7 protein-coding genes are annotated in these 4,214 nt (G+C 60.2%); all 7 read right to left on the bottom strand.

Annotated features, from left to right (window positions below; all coding sequences use genetic code 11):
- Positions 1-136, bottom strand: a 136-nt coding sequence (locus AACZ55_RS15615; protein ID WP_339647576.1) for an uL13 family ribosomal protein, incomplete at its 3' end; no start/stop codon positions are given.
- Positions 137-174: 38 nt separating this feature from the next.
- Entirely contained in the window at positions 175-678 is a 504-nt protein-coding gene (locus AACZ55_RS15610; protein ID WP_339647575.1) for an HK97 family phage prohead protease, read from the bottom strand.
- The gene (locus AACZ55_RS15605; protein WP_339647573.1) at positions 678-1,067 is read right to left on the bottom strand and encodes a hypothetical protein; all 390 of its coding nucleotides are present in this window, start codon (positions 1,065-1,067) and stop codon (positions 678-680) included. The genes AACZ55_RS15610 and AACZ55_RS15605 overlap by 1 nt, the downstream gene beginning before the upstream one ends.
- Positions 1,054-2,250: a phage portal protein gene (locus AACZ55_RS15600; RefSeq protein ID WP_339647571.1), complete on the bottom strand. Its 1,197-nt coding sequence runs from the start codon at positions 2,248-2,250 to the stop codon at positions 1,054-1,056. Before AACZ55_RS15600 ends, AACZ55_RS15605 begins: the two co-directional genes overlap by 14 nt.
- Before the next feature lie 667 nt (positions 2,251-2,917).
- Entirely contained in the window at positions 2,918-3,142 is a 225-nt protein-coding gene (locus AACZ55_RS15595; protein WP_339647569.1) for a hypothetical protein, read from the bottom strand.
- Positions 3,139-3,396, bottom strand: a complete 258-nt coding sequence (locus AACZ55_RS15590; protein WP_339647567.1) for a DUF6074 family protein — start codon at positions 3,394-3,396, stop codon at positions 3,139-3,141. Before AACZ55_RS15590 ends, AACZ55_RS15595 begins: the two co-directional genes overlap by 4 nt.
- Complete coding sequence (locus tag AACZ55_RS15585) at positions 3,389-4,150, bottom strand: hypothetical protein (RefSeq protein ID WP_339647565.1); 762 nt, start codon at positions 4,148-4,150, stop codon at positions 3,389-3,391. The genes AACZ55_RS15590 and AACZ55_RS15585 overlap by 8 nt, the downstream gene beginning before the upstream one ends.
- Positions 4,151-4,214: the final 64 nt, after the last annotated feature.

Below are 4,214 nucleotides of genomic sequence, written 5' to 3'. Positions count from 1 at the left end.
GCGGGTGCTCGGTCCCGACATAGACGCGCAGATGGGTCATCTGCTGCTTGCCCAGCTTGTTGCGGCTGATCATGCGCTCGACGGCCTTGGTCACGACATCGATGGGATCGCCATCGTCATCGCCCTTGATTTCCATTGCGCCGGTAAGAGCGCTTTTGCTGAGATGCTGCATTGTTACCTCGTTGCAAGCTGCGCCGTGGCGCGATGAATGGCAGAGACGAGGCGCAGGGCCTCAACTGCCGACTTGGCGCTCGACACGCGGGCGCCTGGGTGCATTGGAACGGTCACGAGGGACACCTCGAACAGCTCCAGAGATTTAATGGTGCGGCCCCCGCCGTTCCGGGCGATGGCCTTGCGGGCAATGAAGCCGATCGAGAGGCCGCGAACGGCACCGGATTTGACCAGTGCCTGGACCTGCTTGGCGCGAGGCACATCGGCCACCAGCATCTTGCCGGTGATGTGCAGCCCGTCCGATTTCTCGTCTGCCGTGTCCCATGTGCCGATCGGGTCGTTGAGATCGTGGCCGAACAGCATGGGCAGGGGCAGCTTGGCGCCCTTGAAGGCACCGGGCTCGATCACATCACCGATGCGATCAGGAGAGCCGAAAGCCCATGCCTTGCCCGAGATGATGCCCTCATCGTCGGCCATGAGCTTGGTTTCGAGGAACAGGCGATCCATCAGCGTGCCCCCGGTGCGAAGTTGCGATGATCGCCGGCAAAGGCGTCGACCTGTTCGCGTACCCAACCAACGGCCAGGAGCTTGAGGACGGCCTTGGTATCGAAGGGGACGGGGTTCCCATCCTCCTTCACGTCCCAGCGGATCACGCGACGGGCAAGCGCATTGAGCTTGGCCTTGGCGCGCTGCTCGGCAGTGACGCGGCCATCGAGATCGGCCATTTCGGCCAGTTCGTCGACAAGGGCGATATCGGCCCGGCGGGCAGTGTCCGAATCCGGCCCGACGATGGTGAGGACCATGCCGGTGGGCTGGCCATCCCATGGGGCGATCAGATTGAGATCGGCGCCCTTATCCTGATCGACGGCATTGGCGAGGACATCACTCATCTGCATCGGTCTCGCCTCCGGTGTCGGTTTCTTCCTCGGCATTGGTGTTCCCGTTTGGCTGGCTGGAACCGGTATTCGGGTTCGCGAATGTGTTGCCGCCCTCATAGGGGGCTAGGTCGATCCATCCTCGGGCCTCATTGGGATTGAGGACGCGGGAGGCGATCAGCGAATTGATGGCGGTGGCGCGGGCCGTGAGATCGGCGCGGGTGAGATCGTCGCGGTCGAAGGTGATCCGGTATTCGCCGCGCTCCTCTGCCGTGAACAGGGCGCGGCGCAATGCGGCCTCAAGGATGCGAAGCCATGGCTCCAGGCTGTAGCTCAGGAACTCACGGCCCTTGTGCTCCATGTTCGACCACGTCGCGCGATCGAGCATTCCGATCATCTGGGCCGGGATATTGAAGGCCCGAGCGATCTCTTCGATCTGGAACTTCCGGTTTTCGAGGAACTGGCTGTCGGTCGAATTGAGGGTGAAGGGCACGAACTTTGTGCCGTCCCAAAGCACGGGCGTGTTGCCCGCATTCTCGCTGCCGGCCATCGCGGCTTTCCAGCCGGCGATCATCTTTTTCACGCCCTCGTCACCGATGTTTTTCGGTGTCTCAAGGGCACCGCCGGGGCGGGCAGCGTTCTTGAACAGGTTACCGGCATGCCGCTCCATGTGCTTGGCGGCGTTGATGGCATCGCGGGCCAGGTTCAGCGGGCATCGAGAGAATGGCCCGCGCACATGGATTATGTCGCTGGCGGGGATCATCGTGTTGTTGATGCGATAGGTCGGTTCCTGCCGACCATCCTGCGAAAAGTCGATGGTGTAATGGGCCGGCTCGTACCGGACGACCTCGCGGACCTCATTGCCGACGCGGTTGACGAAGGCCAGACCACCCTTGTCGACGGTCAGCGCGGTGGCGACCAGATCGCGGATGAGATCGAAGGTTGAGGACCAATCATTGGGCTGATCGGACAGAAGCTTGGCGACGGGATGGTCGGGGGCGTCTGACCATCCCGCGCCTACCTTACGCTCGATCTTGAGATCGAGGCTGGCCGTGGCCTCCGAAAGCAATCGGATGGCGGATTGAACTGCGGGAAGGGTGAGCGGGTCAAGCCCGCCGGCCGAGGTGCCGGTGAAAATCTCATACTCCGCCTCGGTGGGCGAGGAGAGCGATTTCCATTCGATTTTGAGAGGGCCGATGCGCATGGACCACTATATGCCATGCGAACCGGTTAACTCGATATCGGTTTATCCGGGGCTTAGCGTGTCATTGCGGGGCGTTCCGGAAAATAGAAAGCCCCACCTCGGAAGGCAGGGCTGTCAGTCTTTGGGCTTGGTATCGCCTTATGTGACTCGCCACCTCGCGGTGGACTTGAGGCGCACTACGGTTTCCCGCAAGCGCAATCGAGTGGGAATATGATCTCTCAAAGGTATTCCGTCAAGGGATCGAGCCCCAGAGAGTACAGCACACATTTGTGAACCTTGACCAACTCCTCTGGAGACAAAACGATTTTGAGGTATTTTCGTTTCCCCGTCGACGGATCTCGCCCCGTATATGGCATTGAAAGTCGTCGATAGCCCACCGTCGCCAACATATCGGCCTTTGCGAATTTGAAAGTGCCTTCATACGGTTCGGGCGCGCTGAATGGCAACGAAACTTTACACTGGTATCGGATATTCGAGCGCGGCGCCGAGGTGCTCAAAGGCACAACCGTACAAAGCCAATCGCGATGAGGGAGGCGTGGCGAAACCACCACAACCAATCGCTCTTTGACCATCTCCGGTTCGCGAAAGCCGGTGCCGTAATTGCAGATCAAGATTTGGCCCGGACGGGGTGGGTATTGAAGCTCCATGGCGACAATCTATCCTGATTCTACGCCACGTCTTTCATCCAGTCGATCAGTTCGCCCTCGAATGCGTACAGCCGCCGCCCCTTCTTCCGAATGGGTGACCCTGGCAACAGTGCTAAGGTCTTTCGCACGAAGTCCTCACCACAGCCAAGGCGGGCAGCAATGCCGCCCGCCGTCCAGATGATGCGATCGGGCTTAGGCCGTTCGAGAACAGCGTCTAGGCGGGAAGGTGTGAGGGTGCTGGTCATGCTGCTCCAGGTCCATCGTTGCGCTGTGTGAGTATATAGATTTGCTGCTCGACGGCCCAGAGAAATGCCCCAATTTCCCTGTCGATCTCGGCCTCGGAAAAGCCGCAACGTGCCATCGTACCGGCCAGCCGCTCGACCACCATTTTCCAATATGAGTTGCGCCCGCGTTCGGTATCCTTGCCAAGATAGATCACGGCCACGTGACGGGCCTTCCCGACATTGCGCTCTTGAGGGAAGCAGATCAGATCAGCCATGACCTCTCCCCACGGTTTCCGTCTTGAGGCGATCGAGCAATGCCTCCAGCGAGTGCGACACTTGCACCGGCTCGTCACTTGATTGCTGAGAGGGTTGTGCAGGCGCCGGCGCGTCGCGGGTCGTGTGCGTTCGCCCACGCCGCTCCTGCGCTCCATTGCCGGTTGTGGCAGTTGCCACCTCAGCCATGCCCACGCCGACGTTCTGCCCATGGTTAGATATATATGTGTCCCTGTGGTGCGCCTGTAGGGATTGTTCGGGGGGCTTTACAGTCCCTGTAGTGCGCCTATCGGGCTCGTTTCTGCTTACTCCGTTACCGCATAGTCCCTGTGATGCGCCTATCTGTCCCTGTGATGCGCCTATCTTTTGTTTTTCCGTCCCCCATTTCATGAAGTCCTTTCGGGCACCCTGACCGTTCCTGTCGTCGGGGTGATCGGTCAGGAGCCATTCGCGGGAAAGGCGTTTCTGGTTGAAGGTGCTGGCAGTTGCCAAGACAATTAGACCGTGATCGACGAGCGCGTCGAACGCGCGGATCGCCGTATCTTTGCTGACGTGAAGTGCCTTCCCTGCCTCCCTTGTGCCTAGCCCGATGGAGCCGTTGTTTGTGCCATTGAAGCGAAACAGGATCTCGACATAGAGCGCGCGGGCGTTGGTATCGAGATCGCGCCACGCGGCGCTCTTCAGAAGGTAGTGGGGGAGCATGGCGAAGTTTCCCCCACCACGTCCCGGTTTGTTCTTGCTGCGACCTTTACCCATGAACTATGCCGCCCTCCGCTGCTTCGCGTGGTGCTGTGAATGGTGGCGTCGGCAAAGCCAGCGG

The sequence above is a fragment of the uncultured Pelagibacterium sp. genome (assembly GCF_963972885.1).
Taxonomy (GTDB): domain Bacteria; phylum Pseudomonadota; class Alphaproteobacteria; order Rhizobiales; family Devosiaceae; genus Pelagibacterium; species Pelagibacterium nitratireducens.
The sequence above is the reverse complement of the archived record's forward strand: the minus strand, read 5'-3'. Positions and strand labels throughout refer to the sequence as shown.